Below are 17,746 nucleotides of genomic sequence, written 5' to 3' on the forward strand. Positions count from 1 at the left end.
AGGGACTGTACATACGAGATCGCCCGGCACAACAGGCGCCGAACGGCCTAGCAGCTCAAAGGATCAGCCCCTTGGGCTTACGCCGCACGTGCAGCCGGTACCCCACCGGGAAGCTCAGCCCGTCGATCGAGGCGATGGCCCACTCCGCGACCTTCGCGGAGAACTCGATGCGCAGCACGGATTCCAGGGCCTCACGGCTTTCGAACCGCCACTCGGCGGTGATGCGCCGAAGCGAGAAACCGTTGTCCGCGAAGAACTTCTCTACCGCGGCCGGGTCGTAGCGCGGTTCGTCGGCGCGCAGCCACGGCCCGTACGGATCGGCCGCACCGTCGAGGTCCACGATCGCGAGGGCGCCGCCCGGCCGCAGCACCCGGTCCGCCTCGCGCAGGCCGGGCTCGCAGCCCGGTCCGAAGAAGTAGGCGGTGCGGGCGTGCACCAGGTCGGCGGAGGCGTCGTCGAGCGGCAGCCGTTGCGCGGGCCCGGAAACGACGCGTGCGTTGGGCAGCGACGCCACGCGGTGCTTGGCGCGCACGACGAGCGGCGGATGCGGTTCGACTCCGACGACCGATTTCGCGGTGCCGGCGAAGAGAGGGAGGTGGAAACCGTCGCCGCAGCCCACGTCCACGACGTCCAAGCCGTCGAACGGACATTCTTCGTTCAACGCCGCCCAAATCGCGTTGTGCACGTCCTGCGCGCGGTTCTCGACCTCGTAGACGTCCGGCCAATGCCAGATGTTCGGGCTCGGCACCACATCGACCGGACGCACCGCGTTCAGCGCCGCCCGCACAAATCCCCTCACGAAGACACTGTAGGGCCTCGATTTCCCGGTGACTGTACGAATTCGTCCAATTACGGCGTAGCGTATCCGCATCTCTTCCCAGCAGGAGGCGGCAGTGTCGATCGCTCCCAACACGCCCCAGCTCGCGCCGTTGCTCGGAGGAAGCCCGTGCTGGGTCGAGAGATCCGTCGACGACCTGAAGGCCGCGATCGAGTTCTACACCGGCCTGTTCGGCTGGCACTACGCCGACGACGCCGGGTACACCGTGGCGATGGTCGACGGCATCCCCGTCGCCGGGTTACCGCAGGGCGAACCGGAACCGTGGCGGTTGTACCTGGTCACGCCGCACGCGCGAGCCACCGCGGAGAAGGCCTTCCACCTCGGCGGATCAGTGCTGCGCAACCCCGAGGACGGCGCCGACCACACGCAGAGCACCGTGATCGCCGACCCGACCGGTGCCGTCGTCGGATTCCGGCACGTGCCGCCGGACTGGCGGTTCGGGATGGGCGGGCACGGCTCCTACGCGTGGGCCGAGCTCAACACCCGTGACGGCGCGGCGGCCGACGAGTTCTTCGGAGAGCTGTGCCACTACGACATCACGCAGATCGGCGACGGTCACCGGCTGGACTACGCGACGTGGTCCGTCGAGGGCACCGAGCTCATCGGCAGGCAGAAGATGGGCCGCGAGTTCCCGTACGGGGAGCAGTCGCACTGGATGGTGTACTTCAACGCCGCGCCGGAGATCGGTACGGACTCGGTGGCGTACCGGGTGCTGGAGCTCGGCGGCCGGGTGACCGTCGAGCCCTACGACACCCCGTACGGGCGCATCACCGTCGTCGAGGACCACGCGGGAATGGCGTTCTCGGTGATCGACCAGTCTCGCGTGATCGAGGCGGGGCCGCGCATCGAGGCGGACGACCCGTACGACGACTAACGCGCAAGGTCAGGCAGGCAGGTAGGCACCTGACCGTCGGCGTGGACACCGGCGAGGAGGAGCGAGATGTCACCACTGTCGGGTCGACTCGCCGCCAGCACGATCGTGGCACCCGCCGGGATGCGACCCGGTACGATCGTGATCTTGGGCCAGCCCGCGGCCGACTCGAAGACCACTGCGGAATCAATGATGTCGCGCCCGCCAGAGGGAATCGCACAGCCCTTCCGCAACGCCACCGCGATCGCCGGAACACCCCGCTCGCGCAGCTTCGCCGTCGCCTCCTCGAACCGCTGCACATCCTCGAGGATCAGGCTCACCGAGCCGTCCGGGTTGTCCACCACGGCGTAGGCAGGTGGCGCGCCACCGAAGTAGGTCGACGCCGCCAACGCACCTGTCCCGAGAACGGTTGCCGCGGCTGCTGCTCCGATCCAACGCGCGGTGCGCCTGCTGCGTTGCTTCGCCATGTTCTGCAGCAGCGCCTGTCCGTGCTCTCTCTGCAGCTCGGCCCACAGGCTGTCATCAAACTCGCCCATTTGCGTACACCTCCACCTCGTCGCCGACGACCTCGCGCATGTGTGCCATGGCGCGATGCAGCCGAGACCGCATCGCCCCCTTCGGCACGCCGAGCGCTTCGGCCGCTTCCCTGGGTGCGAGACCACCGAGGTGCACGAGCTCGATCGCTTCCCGTTCGATCTCCGGCAGCGTCTCCAGCCGTTCGAGCAGCAGGCGGCCGGGTTGTTCGGCGTCGATCCGCTGCTCCAGCTCGGCCAGCTCGTCGCGGCCGAGCTCGCGCCTGCCGCCGACACGGCGCACCAGTTCGGTGGCCCGAGCCGACTGTTCGCAGTGTGCGGAGAAGGTCTTGCGGGCGATCCCGTACAGCCAACCGGCCGCCGTCCCTCTCGACGAGTCGAAGGTCGGGAACGACGTGATCGCGCGGACGAACGTGTCCGCGGTCAGGTCGGCCACGAGCTGCGGTTCGACGCACCGCCTGGCGAAATATCGCGTGATCGCGCCGACGTGGGCGCGGTAGATCCGCTCGAACGCCGCCAGTGCCTCGTGGTCTCTCACAACCACTACTTGCGGCGTTGCGCGGAAACCGTCACTGGACGAAGAGGTGCAGCATCAGCCAGGAGGCGACGGCGGACGGCAGGAGCGAGTCCATCCGGTCCATCAGGCCGCCGTGCCCCGGCAGCAGGTTGCCCATGTCCTTGATGCCGAGGTCGCGCTTGATCAGCGACTCGACCAGGTCGCCCGCCGTGGCCGTGACGACGAGAGCGGCGCCGAACAGCACGCCCTGCCACCACTGGCCGTCGAGGAACGTGACCACCGTGATCGCGCCGCCGACCATTCCGGCGACCAGTGAACCGGCGAAGCCCTCCCAGGACTTCTTCGGGCTGATCGTCGGTGCCATCGGGTGTTTGCCGAGGAACACACCGGCCGCGTAGCCGCCCACGTCGGACAGCACGACACCGATGAGGAACGCGAACACGCGGCCCGTGCCGTCCTCCGGGACGACCAGCATGGCCGCGAACGCCGCGAACAGCGGCACGTACGCGACGGTGAAGACGGACGCGCTGAGGTCGCGCAGGTAACCGTCCGAACCACCGCGGAACCGCCAGATCATGCACACGAGGACGGTGATCACGAAGGCGGTCATCAGGCCGGAGCGTTCCAACGGCCACGAGAGCCAGATCATGGCCTGGCCGCCGATGAGCGCCGGCCAGAGGGCGACGTTGATGCCGCCCTTGCGGAAGGCCTGCGCGAGTTCCCACGTCGACACCGCCGCGGCGGCCGCGACGATGCCGATGAAGGTCTGTCGCACGGTGAGCAGCGACAAGATGATCACAGCGCCGAGCCCGACGCCGACCAGGATCGCCGCCCGCAGGTCACGACCCGCGCGCGACGGTTTCGACGCGGGCACGTCCGCGGGACTGCCTGCCACCTGTGCTCCCATCACGACCTCCGCCCGGCCAGAGCTACTACGCCTGTGCCGACTCGGCCGGGCGAAACAATCAGGAACATCAGACTTCGAGGAGCTCGGCTTCCTTGTGCTTCACGAGCTCGTCGACCTGCGCGGTGTACTTGTGGGTCAGAGCGTCGAGCTCCTTCTCACCACGTGCACCGTCGTCCTCGCCGACCTCACCGTCCTTGACGAGGCGGTCGATCTCTTCCTTCGCCTTGCGGCGCACACCGCGGACGGAGACGCGCGCGTCCTCGCCCTTCTGCTTGGCGACCTTCACCATCTCCCGGCGGCGCTCCTCGGAGAGCTGCGGGATCACGACGCGGATGATGTTGCCGTCGTTACCGGGGTTGACGCCAAGGTCGGAGTCCCGGATGGCCTTCTCGATCGCGTTCAGCTGGCTCGCGTCGTACGGCTTGACGACCGCCATGCGCGCCTCGGGAACCGTGATGCTCGCCATCTGGTTCAGCGGCGTCGGCGCTCCGTAGTAGTCGACGTGGATGCGGTTGAACATCGAGGGAGTCGCACGACCGGTCCGAACGGAGGCGAGGTTCTCCTTCGCCACCGAGACCGCCTTTTCCATTTTCTCCTCGGCGTCGAGGAGGGTCTCGTCGATCACGACTGCTCCTTGCTCTGCGTGTTCTTCTTCCCGGTTCCTGTCAGATCCCAGCAGGTCTAGAAGGCCGGGCGGCCACCGGGGGTGCTGACCAGTGTGCCGATCTTCTCACCACGCACCGCGCGCGCGATGTTCCCCTCGGTGAGGAGGTTGAAGACGAGGATCGGCATGTTGTTGTCCATGCAGAGGCTGAAGGCCGTGGCATCGGCGACGTTGAGGCCGCGCTCCAGCACCTCGCGGTGGGTGATGTTGTCGAACATCAACGCGTCGGGGTCGATCTTGGGGTCGGCGGTGTAGACGCCGTCGACGGCCTTGGCCATCAGGACGATCTCGCAGCCGATCTCCAGGGCGCGCTGGGCGGCCGTGGTGTCCGTGGAGAAGTACGGCAGGCCCGCGCCGCCACCGAAGATCACGACGCGCTTCTTCTCGAGGTGGCGCATCGCGCGGCGGGGGATGTACGACTCGGCGACCTGCGTCATCTGGATGGACGTCTGCACGCGGGTGTCGATGCCGTGCTCGCGCTCGAGAAAGTCCTGCAGCGCCAGGCAGTTCATGACGGTGCCGAGCATGCCCATGTAGTCGGCGCGCGAGCGGTCCATGCCGCGCTGCTGGAGCTCCGACCCGCGGAAGAAGTTGCCACCACCGATCACGACGGCCACCTGCACGCCGGAGGAGTGGACGGCCGCGATCTGCCGGGCGACCGTCTGGACGACGTCGGGATCGACGCCGACACCGCCACCGCCGAACATCTCGCCACCGAGCTTGAGCATCACCCGGTTGTAGCCGTGGCTACCTTCTTCGCTCACTGGTCCCTCACCTCGCGCCATTGGGAACTGGGGGTGCGGGGTCTCCCCGCTGTCACGCGGAACGACCCGGTTCGCGCTTTCCGCGAACACACCTCACCAGAGTGAAGTCTGCGGACACGCCAAGGGCGGGGTCGCCGGTGCTTGCAACCCCGCCCTCATGCGAATCAGCTCTGGCCGACCTCGAACCGAGCGAAACGGGTCACCGTCACGCCGGCCTCGTCCAGGAGAGCCTTGACCGTCTTCTTGCTGTCCGTCACGGAAGCCTGCTCGAGGAGCACGACGTCCTTGAAGAAGCCGTTGACGCGACCCTCGACGATCTTGGGCAGCGCGCCTTCCGGCTTGCCCTCCTCGCGAGCGGTCTCCTCGGCGATGCGGCGCTCGTTGGCGACGAGCTCCTCCGGCACCTCGTCACGGGTGACGTACTTCGGGCGCATCGCGGCGATCTGCATCGCGGCACCCTTGGCGGCCTCGGCGTTGTCACCGGTGTACTCGACCAGCACGCCGACGGCCGGCGGCAGGTCCGCGGCACGGCGGTGCAGGTAGGTCGAGACGGTGCCGTCGAAGTCGATGGCCTTGGCCAGCTCGAGCTTCTCGCCGATCTTGGCGGAGAACTCCTGGACCAGAGCGTCGACCGACTTGCCGTCGACCTCGACGGCCTTGAGGGCCTCGACGTCGGCGACCTTGTTGGCCTTGGCGATCGCGACGATCTCGTCGGCCAGCGCGATGAAGTCGGCGTTCTTGGCGACGAAGTCGGTCTCGCAGCGCAGCTCGACCATCGCGCCGTCCTTGACGGCGACGAGGCCGTTGGACGTGGTGCGCTCGGCGCGCTTGCCGACGTCCTTGGCGCCCTTGATGCGCAGGATCTCGACGGCCTTGTCGAAGTCGCCGTCAGCCTCGTCCAGCGCCTTCTTGCAGTCCATCATGCCGGCGGCGGTCAGCTCGCGGAGCTTCTTGACGTCCGCGGTGGTGTAGTTCGCCATCGTTTTCCTTCTGCGATGTACGCGCTTGTGTCACGCGGCGCCCGGTGTTCCCGGGCGCCGCGTGGGGGAGATCAGGACTGGACGGGCTGCTCGGCCGGGGCCTCGGCCGAGTTGGTGAGGAGCTCCTGCTCCCACTCCGCCAGCGGCTCGTCGCTCCCGGCCTCGGGCTTGTCCTGGCCGTCGGCGGCGTCGCGGCGGGCGCCCGAGCGGGCCATGAGACCGGCGGCGGCGGCCTCGGCCACGACCTTGGTCAGCAGGGCGGCCGAGCGGATCGCGTCGTCGTTGCCCGGAATCGGGTAGTCGACCTCGTCCGGGTCGCAGTTCGTGTCGAGGATCGCCACGATCGGGATGTTCAGCTTGCGAGCCTCACCGACCGCGATGTGCTCCTTCTTGGTGTCCACGATCCACACGGCGCTGGGCACCTTGGACATGTCGCGGATACCGCCGAGCGTGCGCTCCAGCTTGTCCTTCTCGCGGTTCATCATCAGGATTTCCTTCTTGGTGAAACCCTGGAAGCCGCCGGTCTGCTCCATCGACTCCAGCTCCTTGAGCCGCTGAAGCCTCTTGTGGACCGTCGAGAAGTTGGTGAGCATGCCGCCCAGCCAGCGCTGGTTCACGTAGGGCATGCCGACGCGGAGCGCCTCGTTGGCGATGGCCTCCTGCGCCTGCTTCTTGGTACCGATGAACAGGATCGACCCGCCGTGCGCGACCGTCTCCTTGACGAACTCGTAAGCCCGGTCGATGTAGGTCAGCGTCTGCTGCAGGTCGATGATGTAGATGCCGTTGCGCTCGGTGAAGATGTAGCGCTTCATCTTCGGGTTCCAGCGCCGGGTCTGGTGCCCGAAGTGCACGCCGCTGTCGAGCAGCTGCTTCATGGTTACGACGGCCATGGCCGGTTCGCACCTCATCTGTAGGACGCGCTCGGTCTCGCCTTGCGCGTCGGTGTGGTTGACGCCCCGAGCCGGGTGACTCGGTGCCCTGGTGCCGATGCCGCCGCCCGCACCCGCGGAGGACTTCTCCACCGTCAGGACCGTCGGACGTCGTGACTCGACCCGGCTGGGATCAGCTGGTCGGATCTGCGTTGGCACGCGAAGTCGTCCCGCGCACAGACGGGACGCGCCCAAAAGTCTACTCCCCACCCCCGACAAACTTCGAATCGCCCCCTGACCCCCGGCGGGACTTATCCACAACCCGCGAGTAATCCACAGTTCCCCGATACCCGCTGGTCCCCAAGCCACCCCTACCCGACCGTTGACCCATGCCCTTCCTCCCCACCGCGCTGCTGCTCGCGACCCTCCTGACCCCGGCCCCTACCCGCTTCTCCTGGCCGCTGCCGCCACCGCACCCGGTGGTGCGCGCCTTCGAGACCCCGGCCACCCCGTTCGGCCCCGGCCACCGAGGCGTGGACCTCTCCGCCGCAGCCGGCACGGCCGTCCTGGCGGCGGGCGACGGCGTGGTGGTCTACGCGGGAGCCGTGGCATCCCGGACGTTGGTGTCCATCCACCACCGAGGCGGCCTGCGCACGACCTACGAGCCGGTATCGCCAACCGTGGCGGCAGGCCACCCAGTGCGCCGAGGAGATGTCATCGGCCACCTCCAGGAGGGCCACTGCGCCTCCCCGTGCCTGCACTGGGGCGCCAGGAGGGGCGACGAATACCTGGACCCGCTGCGGCTCGTGACACCGGGCCGAATCCGCCTGCTACCAGTCGCCGGCCCACCGCGAGGCAGCTAACCCCTCACCCCCCGCTGCGTGGCGCGGCTGTCCCGCCCGCAGCGGCCCGATCGGGCGCTTTCTGCCGCCCCCGGCGGCCGACCGCGGCGCGACCCCGTTGCGCGCCGCAAGCGCCCGGCAGGTGCCGGGAGGCGGCCCCCCTCCCGGCACACCTGTCCCGACAGCCCAAACCCAACTACCCCGAGGCCGCCGACCCACCGGCCGCGCACACGCCGCCCGAAGCACTCAGGGGGACACGTCGCCCAAGCACTTTGGTAGCAGATCGCTCCCACGCTCAGCCAACGCCACCCCGTATCGCACACGACAGACGGACCCGACCCCGAGACCACCCGTCCGCGGCCTCGCCTTCCGCGCGAGATCCGAGGCCAACCCGCATCTTCCCACCGCCGCGACACCCCAGGCAGGCTTCGCCCCCGGCCCCCGGCCCCCGCCCCCGGCCCCCGGTCCAGCCGCGTCCCGCAGACCGGGCCGACTCGCCCCGGAAATCAACCGTCCTCAGCCCCGTCCTCCGCCCCGGCCCCAGCCCCTCGAACGCCCCCTTCGCCCCAGCCCACACCCCACCGAGGCCAGGTGAACCCAACCCAAGATCCCGTTCGCGGTCTCACCACCAGCACGTGATCGGAGGCCGCTCAACCCGCAATCGCGTGCCCGACTCCGACAGGTACGCGGCGTGCTTGGAGCAACTCCAAGACCCACCCGTTCGAGTGAATTAGCCCCGGCAAGCAGTGGAAAGAGGTTTAAGGCCATGTTGTGAGGCTCGTACGGCTCTTCAACGCACCCGCGCGGAGCGATCCCGATGCGCGGCGGCGTGCCGGTACGGCCGTGTGGCAGCCCGGCGGCTGCTGCAGGGTTGCGGGTGAGGGAGGAGGCGGGGTTCAGGCCTCGGACTGCTCGTTGAGCTTGGTGCGCAGGCGCAGGACGGCGCGGGTGTGCAGCTGGCAGACCCTGGACTCGGTGACGCCGAGGACCTTGCCGATCTCGGCGAGGGTCAGGTTCTCGAAGTAGTAGAGGGTCACGACCACGCGGTCGCGTTCGGCGAGTTGCGCTATCGCGTCGGCCAGCTGGCGGCGGCTGTCCTGGTCGACGAGGCTCGCCACCGGGTCTTCCGCGGCGTCGTCCGGCAGCGACTCGGCCAGGGAGGAGCCGCCCTTGTTCGGGGCGATCAGCTCGTCCAGGGCGACGACGCTGGTGAGCTGGAGCTGGCCGTACAGCTCGCGCAGCTCGGCCAGACCGATCTTGAGCTCCGCGGCGAGCTCGCGGTCGGTGGGCGTGCGCTGCAGCTTGGCGCCGAGGCGTTCCAGGGCTCATTCGACGTCGCGGGCGCGGCTGCGGACCGAGCGCGGCACCCAGTCCTGCGAGCGGAGGTCGTCGAGGATCGCACCGCGGATGCGCTGCATGGCGTAGGTCTCGAACTTGAGACCGCGTTCCGGCTCGAACTTCTCGATGGCGTCGACCAGGCCGAAGATGCCGGACTGGATCAGGTCGGCCACGTCCACGTGGGCGGGCAGACCCGTGCCGACCCGGCCCGCGACGTACTTGACCAGCGGCGCGTAGTGCAGCACCAGGCGGTCGCGCTGGCTCTGCTCGCGGGACTCGCCGTAACCGCGCCACAGCGCGACGATGCCGGCCTCGACGTCGTCACCGGACCTGACGTCCGCGCGCGTCACAGCAGTCGGAACGGCCGCGGGCGTGCCGTTGACATGCGTGTCGGCACCGGGCTCTGAGCTCGCCTCGGTGCGCGGCGCACCGTTCTGACGGTGCCCGTTGCTCGCCTGCGTCGAAGCGGGCGCGGGCACGATGGGTTCAGGGGGCACGGTCGCCGTACGCGATCCTCCCCCTGCGGCGTCAGGAACGGGGGTGGGTTCGGTCATGGATCGCCTTCAGCCGTTCGACAGTGACGTGTGTGTAAAGCTGAGTCGTTGCGAGCGTAGCGTGACCAAGCAGTTCTTGGACGGTGCGCAGGTCCGCTCCTCCTTCCAGCAAATGGGTCGCAGCGGAGTGTCGCAACCCGTGCGGCCCGATGTCGGGTGCATCCGGTACCACGGCGACGACCTCGTGCACCAGAGTGCGCACGGCGCGCTGGTTCAGCCGGCCACCTCGGGCACCGAGGAACAACGCCGGCGGCGAATCCGGGGCTACCAGGGCGTTTCGCCCCTCGTCCACCCACCGCCGCAGTGCTCGTTCGGCCGGCACGCCGAACGGCGTGCTGCGCTCGCGCCCACCTTTGCCCAGAACTCGAATCACCCTTAGGGAGTAGTCCACGTCGTCGAGATCAAGACCGCAGAGCTCGGCCACGCGGATACCTGTGGCGTACAGCAACTCCACCACGGCCTGATCACGCAGCGCAACCGGATCGCCTTCGGAAGCGCCAGAGGATACGGCCGCCATCGCGTCCTTCGCCTGGTCCGCGCGCAACACGGACGGCAACGTCCGGTGCGGCCGCGGAGCAGCGAGCCGCTGGCCGTGATCCGCGGCCAAATGACCCGCACGATGCGCCCACGCGGTGAAGGTACGTGCAGCAGCAGCACGTCGCGCAAGTGTCGTGCGGCTGGCCCCTGCCGTGCGTTGCGCGGCAAGCCACGACCGCAAACCGGTCAGGTCGATGCGCCCGACATCAGCGTTTTCCGGGTCATTCCCCGCGACATGTCCCAACAGCGCCACCGCGTCACCCAGGTAAGCGCGCACAGTGTGTGGCGAGAGACCGCGCTCCAAGGTGAGATGCCGTTCGTATTTCCGCAACACGTCCGCAACAGACGCCGGCAGTTTTTCGCGCAGGCGAACGAGGTCGACTCGGCGTGTCCGACCATGCGGCGGCGGGGACATAGGCCAAGACGCTGCGCCAGTCGGGGCGTTTGGTCAAGTATCGCCACACCCTCGCGCCATTTGAGAGCGCTCTCATGGCCGCGGGCACGACAACGTCTCAACTCCCTGTAACGACCAGGAGGTCAACGGCGTACACAGATCACCTTTCGGAGTAGCGCCGACTGTCGCCGCCGCCACCCGAACAGCCGATCGACCCGCCCACCGGCCTCAACTGTGCGACATCGTTGCCATGGCGTCACCCGCTATCGGCCTCACACCGCACAACAACAGGCGAACGTGCAGGTCAACTTCGCAGCCATCCGTCCACAATGGACTATCCGATCACTGCACCTCCACCTTCTGCCAGCCCCCGTCGACCTGCAAAGCCAGCCCGGCGAGCTCCAACTCCGGCAACAACGCCCGAACCCGCTCCAACGGCACCCCGGACTCGACCGACACGACCTCGTGACTGACTCCGCACCGCTTCCCCAGGGCCTCGTACACCCGCATGGCCTCCCCTTGCGGCGCCCCGAGCGCACTCTCCTTCTCGGCGGGCTCGGTGGCGAGGTCGTCACCGAACCGCCCCACCGACTCGACGATCTCGGCGACCGACCCGACCGGCACAGCCTGCCCGTCCCGCAACAACTCGTGACACCCCACCGAACTGACCGACGTGACGGGCCCAGGCACCACCATCAACGGCCGCCCCAGCGCAAGCGTGATCGCGGCCGTGTTCTTGGCCCCGCTGCGCCGCCCGGCCTCCACCACCACGGTTCCGCCACCCAAGGCCGCGATGAGCCGGTTGCGCGTGAGAAACCGATGCCGCGCAGGCGTCACGCCGGGCGGATACTCGCTGACGATCAGCCCTTCCCTCGCAATCCTGCCGAGCAACCCCTGATGCCCAGCGGGATAAGCGAAGTCGACACCGCACGCCAACACCGCGACGGTCAACCCGTTGCCACCTAGCGCACCACGGTGGGCAGCACCGTCAATCCCATACGCCGCACCGGATACGACGGTCACACCGGTCTCCGCCAGCCCATACGCGAACTCGGCAGCGACATGCTCGCCATACCCGCTGGCCGCCCGAGAACCCACGATCGCCACGGCCTTGTCAGCAGCTTCAGCGAGATCGTGCGGCCCCCGCACCCACAACGCCAACGGCTCCCCTCCACACCGCTGCGGCGCAACACCCCCAAGCGCCACGAACGGCCACCGCGGCCACTCGTCGTCCTCAGGGATGATCAGCCGCCCACCCCGCTTGGTCACGAGCTCCAGGTCCTCGTGGACACGCTCCTCGGCCCGACGAGCAGAGGTCTGACTGGCGACGGACGGCGACACCTCGCCGGCGCGCACCAGCTCGGCAGCCTCCACGGGGCCTACCTCGGCAACGAGTGCGGCGAGTGCCGCCGGGAAGGGCTCGGCGACGCGGGACAGATAGGCCCTGGCCAGGCGAACGGCGTCGGTCGGGGGCGCGGTCACCGGAACCACCACCAGGGAAGCCACCGCTGCCAGGGGTCAGGACGCCACGGGCTGGGCGGGCTGGCACCGGCAACGCTCCTGCGGACTGTCAACGGCAGCTGGAACAGGGCAGGCACGGACGAAGCCGCGGGTGAGACGGCTGGGATGAGGAAAGGGTGCATGGGTTCGGCTCCTGTTCGGATGTGGCTGGAAGGCGGGCACGAGGGTCGGACAGGTGCCAGGCGCGGAGTGGGAGTGGGCTCCGCGCCTGGCGGCTTCGGGGTCCTGGGTGAGCGGGGCACCCGCTGGGGGTGTGCGGGCGCCCTCGCTCGGCCAGGGCCGGTCGCGGAGTCGGGGCTTGGTGGGCTCCACGACCGGCGGCTTGGGGTGAGACCTTCCGCGCGGTTGCGGCTCTCGGCCTCGGGAGGCTGACTCCACGCTCGACGGTTCGTCTCGGACAGATTCAGTTGATGCGGGTCAGGTGAGCGGGCGCCCGCAGGGGGACGAGCGGCCCGCTCGACCTGCACCGGTCGCGGAGCGGGGGTGAGCTCCGCGACCGGCTGCCTTGGGGCGTCGGCTGATTCGTCGCGATGGGTGAGCAGGTACCGGCTGGGTCCGAGCCGGACAGGAAGCGGGGTGCTTCCGCGACCGGTGGCTTCAGAGGCTGGCGGGTTGACTCCGCCGAGGGGTGGGCCAAGCGGTCTGCTCGATCGGGGCCGGTCGCGGAGCAGGGGTGGACTCGGCGACCGGCTGTCTAGGGGGCGGCTGTGTCTGGCGGTTGACGTGCGGCGAGTTGGGTTGGGTCAGGGCACTCGGCGTTCTCGGAATTGGAGAGCCGCGGCAACGTGGTCGGCTGTGGGGCGGTCGGACTCGGCCAGGTCGGCCAGGGTCCAGGCCACGCGCAGGCAGCGGTCGGCGCCTCGGCCCGTCAGGGCGCCGGTGGCCAGGGCTCGGTCCAGCAGGGCCGTGGTTTGCCGCGCGAGGGCGAACTCGCGGCGCAGGGCTGGGCCTGGGACCACGGCGTTGGCCGGCCAGGTGTGGCCGTGGGCGGACCAGCGGGTGGCGGCTCGGGATCTGGCTTTGAGGACGCGTTCGCGGACCACGGCTGTGGGTTCGGGTGGGATGGCGTCGGCGTTGGCCATGGCCGTGGTGGCTCGCATGCGGACACGGAGGTCCACGCGGTCCAGAAGCGGGCCGGAGAGACGGGCCTGGTAGCGGCGGCGGACTGTGGTGGTGCAGGTGCAGTCGATCTCCTTCGGCGGGGCGCAGGGGCAGGGGTTCGTGGCGAGGATCAGCTGGAAGCGGGCCGGGTAGCGGGCTATGCCGTCGCGGCGCGGGATGCGGATCTCGCCGGATTCCAGGGCCGTGCGCAGGGTGTCGATGGTCTTCTGGCCGAACTCGCAGGCCTCGTCGAGGAAGAGGACGCCCTTGTGGGCTCGTGAGGCGGCGCCTGGTTTGGCCATGCCGCTGCCTCCGCCGATCAGTGCGGCGATCGAGGTCGTGTGGTGGACGTCGACGAACGGTGGCCTGGACACCAGCGGGCAGTCGGGCGAGAGCGTGCCTGCCACCGAGTGGACCGCCGTCACCGCCAGGGCATCTTCCCTCGTCAGGGGTGGGAGCAGGCCCGGCAGGCGCTCGGCCAGCATCGTCTTGCCGGTGCCCGGCGGACCGGTCAGCAGCAGGTGGTGGGCGCCTGCGGCAGCCACCTCCAGGGCCCAGCGGGCCTCTGGCTGGCCCACCACGTCGGCCAGGTCCGGGGTCGCCGGGATGGGCGTGGTTTCGGAGTCCGGCGGCGATTGCAGGGTCACGTCTTCCGAGCGCAGCCAGGCCAGAACCTCGGAGAGGGTGAGCGCGCCGTGGACTTCCACGCCGTCGACCAGGGCCGCTTCCGGCAGGGTGTCGACCGGCACGATCGCCGTGCACAGGCCGGCTCTGCGGGCCGCCAGCAGGGCCGGGAGGACGCCCCGGACCGGGCGGACCCGGCCGTCGAGCGCCAGTTCACCCAGCAGGACCGTGTCGGAGAGGCGCGTCGGAGGCACCGAGCCGGAGGCCGCCAGGGTCGCGCAGGCTATGGCCAGGTCGTAGCTGCTGCCGCCCTTGGGCAGGTTGGCCGGGGAGAGGCCCAGGACGATGCGCTGCTTCGGCCACTCCTCGTCGCTGTTGCGGACGGCGGCCTTCACGCGCTCCTTGGACTCGTGCAAGGACGCGTCGGGCAGGCCCAGTAGATGCGTGCGGGGCTGGCCCACTCCCACGTCGGCCTCGATCTCGACCGCCAGGCCGTCGACGCCGTAGAGCGCCACGGACCACGCCTGCGCGAGGGCCATGTCAGGCTCCCCGCAGGTGTTGCAGCACCGGTTCGCCGTCGGGCGGCCAGGTGATGGAGATCAGGTCGACTCGGACCTGGCACCAGCCGACGCCGTGCGCGGCGAGCCAGCGCAGGGCTGTCCGGCGCAGGCGGGAGAGCTTGCGTTGGTCGACGGCCTCGTCCGGGCGGCCCCAGACCGGGCCGGATCTGGTTTTGACCTCGCAGACGACCAGGCGGTCGCCCTCCACCGCCACGACGTCGATCTCGCCGTCGCGGCACGTCCAGTTGCGGGAGAGGACGACCAGGCCCTGCTCCTCCAGGTACCGGCACGCCAGGTCCTCGCCCTGACGGCCCAGCTCCTGCTGCCTGCTCTCGACCAGTGCCCGTACCACCACTGCCCTCGCTTTCCTGGGGGTCGTTGGGTACGACCTTGCAGGGTGGGGCGGGGTGGGAGGCCGGGGTGGCGGGGATCTGTGGACAACTCAGGGGCTGTGGACAAGTCGGCCGTTGTCGATGTTGGAACGGCGGATTTGTCGGTGGGGTGTGCTATTGCGGCTGTCCCTGACCCGACGGCAGCGGCCCCGCGCCCTCGTGCGACGAAGCACGAGGACACGGGGCCGCTGCCGTGAGATGCCTGCCCCCAGAAGAAGGCTCAGCTGGGGAACGGTCCGCTTTCCGGCAAGCGGAGGTCCGGCTTGTCCAGCTCCTCCACGTTCACGTCCTTGAACGTGATGACACGAACGTTCTTGACGAACCGCGCGGGGCGGTACATGTCCCACACCCACGCGTCCGACATGCGCACCTCGAAGTACACCTCGCCGTCGGCGTTGCGCACCTGCACGTCCACCGAGTTGGCCAGGTAGAAACGCCGTTCGGTCTCCACGACGAACGAGAACTGGCTGACGATGTCGCGGTACTCCTTGTACAGCGACAGCTCCATCTCGGTCTCGTACTTCTCGAGATCCTCTGCACTCATTACGCCTCCGCGCGGGTCATCTGCTCCGCGCCCTCCCTCGTCGCGAGCTCCCCGGCGTCAACCGGGGCTGCATCATTCTGGACCACGGCGGTCACGGTCGTGCCGCGCGCCACCCTGTGCGGCGCGGCGAGACCGTGCTTCGACGCCGCCGCTGCCACATTTACATACGACCAGCGATGCTCAGCACACGGGCCGTGTTCCATCAACGCCGCCGTGTGGTCCGGCGTGCAGTAGCCCTTGTGCTCGTTGAAGCCGTATTGCGGGTAGCGCTCGTGCAGATCGGCCATGATCCGGTCCCGCGTGACCTTGGCCAGCACCGATGCCGCCGCCACGCACGCCGCCGCCTGGTCACCCTTGATCACCGCGACGCTCGGCGCGGGCATCCCCGGCACCTTGAAACCATCCGTGAGCACATATCCAGGATGCGTCGACATCTGCGCGACGGCACGCCGCATGCCCTCGAGGTTCATGACGTGGATGCCCAGCCAGTCGATCTCGGCGGGCGACACGACGACCACGGAGTGATCCACAGCACGCTTCAGCACCAGGTCGTACATCCGGTCGCGCGCCGAAGCCGTCATCAGCTTCGAGTCGTTCAGGCCCTCGAACCGCGCCGCGTCACCCGGCCGGAGCACGCACGCCGCGATCACCAATGGCCCCGCGCACGGCCCCCGTCCCGCCTCGTCCACGCCGGCGACGGGCCCCAGCCCACGCCGCTCCAGCGTGCCCTGCAGCGCCCAGTTCCCCGACGAGCCGCGCACTACGGCGCGTGGCGGTAAAAGCATGGTCATCGGCGGAATCGGTCTCGCACTCGACGTCCGAGCAGCAGAAGCGGCCACGCAGCGACGATACCCACGCCCATCGGGACGCTCTCCTGCCATCCCGGCGCGCCCATCGAGACGACCTGCGGGTTGTGGTCCGACACGCCGCCCCACCTCGACGGAGGCAGCACGATCACGCGCGCCTTGCCGATCACGTTGCCCACCGGCACCAGGCCGTTGAGCCCGCCCTGGCCCTGGCACCGCGAGTCGCACGAGTGGTTGCGGTTGTCACCGAGCACGAACAGCATGCCGTCCGGGATCTTGAGCTCCTCGAACGACTCCTGCTCGGCCGGCGTGCCCTCGTCGTAGTGCTTGTACGGCTCGTCCAGCGGCTTGCCGTCGACCGTCACGCGGTTCTGCTCGTCGCAGCACTTCACGGTCTGCCCACCGACGGCGATCACGCGTTTGACGAAGTCCTCCTCGTTCGCCGACGGCAGACCGATCAGCGACCCCAGCCACGACAACCCCTCGGAGATCGGGTTGCCGGGCTCGCCGGTGACGAAGTCGTTCTGCCACGACGGCGGCCCGCGGAACACGATCACGTCGCCGGGCCCGGGGTCGGTGAAGCGGTAGGTGACCTTGTCCACCAGCACGCGGTCGCCGTAGCAGTCGGTGCACCCGTGCAGCGTCGCTTCCATCGACTCCGACGGGATCATGTAGACGCGGCCGAGGAAGATCTGGATTCCGATCGCGAGGCCCAACGCGACCACGATGAGGACAGGCAGTTCCTTCCAGAAGTTGCCCTTTTTCTTCTTCTTCGATGTTTTATCCGAAGCGTCCGAAGCCGGTTCGTCGCTGGACGGGGTCTGCTCTGGATCGACGTCAACCACGAGATCAGCCTAGGGGCTGCGGGTTGTGATCCGACACAACACTCCACCGATCTTTGGGGAAAACGATGTAGCGGGCCTTCCCGATGACGTTCTCGACGGGGATTGTGCCCGCTACGCCCCCGCCGCCCTGTTTGCGGGAATCGGTGGAGTTCATCCGGTTGTCCCCCATGACGAACAACCGCCCCTCCGGCACGCGCACGGGAGCGAACGGCTCGTGGTCCGCCGGCGACGTACCGGGCTGCCAGTAGATGTAGGGCTCATCGAGCGGTTTGCCGTCCACGACGACACGGTGCTGCTCATCGCAGCACATCACCGTCTGGCCGGGCAGCGCGATGACGCGCTTGACGAAGTCACGTTCGTTCGCGGGCGCGATGCCCAGCAACGAACCGATGTTCTGCACAACGCGCGCAACGGGGTTCGACGACGGCGCGGCACGGAAGTCGTTCGTGGTCCACGCCTCGGGGCCGCGGAACACGACCACCTCGCCCGGCTCGATGTCGCTGAAGCGGTAGGTGACCTTGTCGACCAGCACGCGGTCGTTCTCGCAGCCGGTGCAGCCGTGCAGCGTGTGTTCCATCGACGCCGAGGGGATCACGTAGACCCGCGCCACGAACGCCTGGATCAGCACCGTCAGCACGACGGCCGTCACGACGACGTAGAGAATCTCTCTCCAGACAGGAGTACGCCCCCGCTCCGGTTCGTCCGGTGCGGAGGCGTCTTCCGAGTCTTCTGGGCTTGAGGCCAC

Annotated in this window: 18 protein-coding genes and 1 pseudogene; 2 read left to right on the top strand and 17 right to left on the bottom strand. The window is 68.9% G+C overall.

Going from position 1 to position 17,746, the window contains the following annotated elements; translation table 11 throughout:
• Nucleotides 1-55 precede the first annotated feature (55 nt).
• Nucleotides 56-799: a class I SAM-dependent methyltransferase gene (locus JOD27_RS19405; protein WP_307830215.1), complete on the bottom strand. Its 744-nt coding sequence runs from the start codon at nt 797-799 to the stop codon at nt 56-58.
• 94 nt (nt 800-893) lie between these two features.
• On the opposite strand from JOD27_RS19405, the gene JOD27_RS19410 reads away from it, so the two are divergent.
• Nucleotides 894-1,712 carry a VOC family protein gene (locus JOD27_RS19410; protein WP_204763637.1) on the top strand — a complete coding sequence of 273 codons (819 nt, stop codon included), beginning with the start codon at nt 894-896 and terminating at the stop codon, nt 1,710-1,712.
• On the opposite strand, the gene JOD27_RS19415 is transcribed toward JOD27_RS19410, so the two are convergent.
• The 7 genes from JOD27_RS19415 to rpsB all read right to left on the bottom strand — a co-directional run bounded on the left by JOD27_RS19415 (nt 1,709) and on the right by rpsB (nt 6,964).
• The gene (locus JOD27_RS19415; protein WP_204763638.1) at nt 1,709-2,245 is read right to left on the bottom strand and encodes a hypothetical protein; all 537 of its coding nucleotides are present in this window, start codon (nt 2,243-2,245) and stop codon (nt 1,709-1,711) included. The two genes, JOD27_RS19410 and JOD27_RS19415, sit on opposite strands and share 4 nt — an antisense overlap.
• Nucleotides 2,232-2,780, bottom strand: a complete 549-nt coding sequence (locus tag JOD27_RS19420) for an RNA polymerase sigma factor (protein ID WP_204763639.1) — start codon at nt 2,778-2,780, stop codon at nt 2,232-2,234. Before JOD27_RS19420 ends, JOD27_RS19415 begins: the two co-directional genes overlap by 14 nt.
• 31 nt (nt 2,781-2,811) lie before the next feature.
• Nucleotides 2,812-3,666, bottom strand: a complete 855-nt coding sequence (locus JOD27_RS19425) for a phosphatidate cytidylyltransferase (protein WP_204763640.1) — start codon at nt 3,664-3,666, stop codon at nt 2,812-2,814.
• 67 nt (nt 3,667-3,733) lie between these two features.
• Complete coding sequence (gene frr / locus JOD27_RS19430; RefSeq protein ID WP_204763641.1) at nt 3,734-4,291, bottom strand: ribosome recycling factor; 558 nt, start codon at nt 4,289-4,291, stop codon at nt 3,734-3,736.
• A gap of 56 nt (nt 4,292-4,347) precedes the next feature.
• On the bottom strand, nt 4,348-5,115 hold the full coding sequence (pyrH, locus tag JOD27_RS19435) for a UMP kinase (protein ID WP_372441711.1): 768 nt from the start codon (nt 5,113-5,115) through the stop codon (nt 4,348-4,350).
• Nucleotides 5,116-5,258: 143 nt separating this feature from the next.
• Nucleotides 5,259-6,074 (bottom strand): translation elongation factor Ts, encoded by an 816-nt coding sequence (gene tsf / locus JOD27_RS19440; RefSeq protein WP_204763643.1) that lies wholly within the window; start codon nt 6,072-6,074, stop codon nt 5,259-5,261.
• Nucleotides 6,075-6,145: 71 nt separating this feature from the next.
• Nucleotides 6,146-6,964, bottom strand: a complete 819-nt coding sequence (gene rpsB, locus JOD27_RS19445) for a 30S ribosomal protein S2 (RefSeq protein ID WP_204764009.1) — start codon at nt 6,962-6,964, stop codon at nt 6,146-6,148.
• A 368-nt stretch (nt 6,965-7,332) separates the two neighbouring features.
• On the opposite strand from rpsB, the gene JOD27_RS19450 reads away from it, so the two are divergent.
• Nucleotides 7,333-7,806 carry a peptidoglycan DD-metalloendopeptidase family protein gene (locus JOD27_RS19450; protein ID WP_204763644.1) on the top strand — a complete coding sequence of 158 codons (474 nt, stop codon included), beginning with the start codon at nt 7,333-7,335 and terminating at the stop codon, nt 7,804-7,806.
• Nucleotides 7,807-8,681: 875 nt separating this feature from the next.
• On the opposite strand, the pseudogene JOD27_RS19455 reads toward JOD27_RS19450, so the two are convergent.
• The 9 genes and pseudogenes from JOD27_RS19455 to lepB (JOD27_RS19495) form a co-directional block, all read right to left on the bottom strand.
• A pseudogene (locus JOD27_RS19455) lies at nt 8,682-9,677 on the bottom strand (FliA/WhiG family RNA polymerase sigma factor).
• Entirely contained in the window at nt 9,652-10,629 is a 978-nt protein-coding gene (locus JOD27_RS19460) for a tyrosine recombinase XerC (RefSeq protein ID WP_204763645.1), read from the bottom strand. The pseudogene JOD27_RS19455 and the gene JOD27_RS19460 overlap by 26 nt, the downstream one beginning before the upstream one ends.
• 321 nt (nt 10,630-10,950) lie before the next feature.
• Complete coding sequence (dprA, locus tag JOD27_RS19465; protein ID WP_204763646.1) at nt 10,951-12,090, bottom strand: DNA-processing protein DprA; 1,140 nt, start codon at nt 12,088-12,090, stop codon at nt 10,951-10,953.
• Between the two features lie 782 nt (nt 12,091-12,872).
• Entirely contained in the window at nt 12,873-14,393 is a 1,521-nt protein-coding gene (locus tag JOD27_RS19470; protein WP_204763647.1) for a YifB family Mg chelatase-like AAA ATPase, read from the bottom strand.
• 1 nt (nt 14,394) lies between these two features.
• Entirely contained in the window at nt 14,395-14,766 is a 372-nt protein-coding gene (locus tag JOD27_RS19475) for a YraN family protein (protein WP_204763648.1), read from the bottom strand.
• Nucleotides 14,767-15,026: 260 nt separating this feature from the next.
• On the bottom strand, nt 15,027-15,350 hold the full coding sequence (locus JOD27_RS19480; protein ID WP_030479657.1) for a DUF2469 domain-containing protein: 324 nt from the start codon (nt 15,348-15,350) through the stop codon (nt 15,027-15,029).
• The gene (locus tag JOD27_RS19485; protein WP_204763649.1) at nt 15,350-16,141 is read right to left on the bottom strand and encodes a ribonuclease HII; all 792 of its coding nucleotides are present in this window, start codon (nt 16,139-16,141) and stop codon (nt 15,350-15,352) included. Before JOD27_RS19485 ends, JOD27_RS19480 begins: the two co-directional genes overlap by 1 nt.
• Nucleotides 16,138-17,001: a signal peptidase I gene (gene lepB, locus JOD27_RS19490; protein WP_204763650.1), complete on the bottom strand. Its 864-nt coding sequence runs from the start codon at nt 16,999-17,001 to the stop codon at nt 16,138-16,140. The genes JOD27_RS19485 and lepB (JOD27_RS19490) overlap by 4 nt, the downstream gene beginning before the upstream one ends.
• A gap of 4 nt (nt 17,002-17,005) precedes the next feature.
• Complete coding sequence (gene lepB, locus JOD27_RS19495) at nt 17,006-17,746, bottom strand: signal peptidase I (protein ID WP_204763651.1); 741 nt, start codon at nt 17,744-17,746, stop codon at nt 17,006-17,008.

Origin of the sequence: Lentzea nigeriaca, assembly GCF_016907955.1 — a bacterium.
GTDB classification, from domain to species: domain Bacteria; phylum Actinomycetota; class Actinomycetes; order Mycobacteriales; family Pseudonocardiaceae; genus Lentzea; species Lentzea nigeriaca.

Bases quoted from the DNA above. Each gene is read 5' to 3' on its own strand.
- JOD27_RS19415 (WP_204763638.1), bottom strand. From the start codon at position 2,245: ATGGGCGAGTTTGATGACAGCCTGTGGGCCGAGCTGCAGAGAGAGCAC.
- JOD27_RS19425 (WP_204763640.1), bottom strand. From the start codon at position 3,666: ATGGGAGCACAGGTGGCAGGCAGTCCCGCGGACGTGCCCGCGTCGAAA.
- pyrH (WP_372441711.1), bottom strand. From the start codon at position 5,115: ATGGCGCGAGGTGAGGGACCAGTGAGCGAAGAAGGTAGCCACGGCTAC.
- tsf (WP_204763643.1), bottom strand. From the start codon at position 6,074: ATGGCGAACTACACCACCGCGGACGTCAAGAAGCTCCGCGAGCTGACC.
- rpsB (WP_204764009.1), bottom strand. From the start codon at position 6,964: ATGGCCGTCGTAACCATGAAGCAGCTGCTCGACAGCGGCGTGCACTTC.
- JOD27_RS19450 (WP_204763644.1), top strand. From the start codon at position 7,333: ATGCCCTTCCTCCCCACCGCGCTGCTGCTCGCGACCCTCCTGACCCCG.
- JOD27_RS19460 (WP_204763645.1), bottom strand. From the start codon at position 10,629: ATGTCCCCGCCGCCGCATGGTCGGACACGCCGAGTCGACCTCGTTCGC.
- JOD27_RS19470 (WP_204763647.1), bottom strand. From the start codon at position 14,393: ATGGCCCTCGCGCAGGCGTGGTCCGTGGCGCTCTACGGCGTCGACGGC.
- JOD27_RS19480 (WP_030479657.1), bottom strand. From the start codon at position 15,350: ATGAGTGCAGAGGATCTCGAGAAGTACGAGACCGAGATGGAGCTGTCG.
- JOD27_RS19485 (WP_204763649.1), bottom strand. From the start codon at position 16,141: ATGACCATGCTTTTACCGCCACGCGCCGTAGTGCGCGGCTCGTCGGGG.